Genomic DNA, 523 nt, shown 5'->3' on the forward strand with positions numbered 1-523 from the left:
CATCACGCGTTCCTTTCGTTGGGTTGGGGGAAGGTCATGGCTTGATCCAAGGTAAGATGGGGCTGTCGTAGGGCAACATCAGGGGATGCTTCGGGTGGCCGCATTTGGCGGCAGGTCCAATGCTCTTTGGGTCAAGGCACGCGCCGTTGATCAGCGACAGGACGTTTATGAAGCGGTTGCGCTGGTACTTTGGTTGCTTGGCGATTGGCCCCCACGCGCAGACCACCTGATGGCATTCCGCAAGGATGCGGATGAGATGGTTATCATTCTCCGGGCCTATGGGATCACGGACCTTGCCAAGCTGGCGAACGTCTGTTGCGCGATATGCGAACAGGTTCCCGACGATCAGCCTGCCCCACCGGTGGCGCTCACCGAATCCGCGCAGCTTTCGAATCGTCGCATCGTCCTGCTCAGCATCGGCGGTGGACGGGTTCACCATGATGATGGCCGTCGCGCCCTCGCCCGGCCCGTCACGCTCCAGGCGGTAACGGTAGCGGCCACAATCGGAGATGATTGCACTCAT

1 protein-coding gene is annotated in these 523 nt (G+C 60.4%); it reads right to left on the reverse strand.

Annotated features, from left to right (window positions below):
• Positions 1–34 precede the first annotated feature (34 nt).
• Positions 35–523, reverse strand: a 489-nt coding sequence (locus SPHV1_RS03995) for a DUF1643 domain-containing protein (RefSeq protein WP_054944768.1), incomplete at its 5' end; no start/stop codon positions are given.

The organism is Novosphingobium sp. KN65.2, from assembly GCF_001368935.1.
Classification (GTDB): domain Bacteria; phylum Pseudomonadota; class Alphaproteobacteria; order Sphingomonadales; family Sphingomonadaceae; genus Novosphingobium; species Novosphingobium mathurense.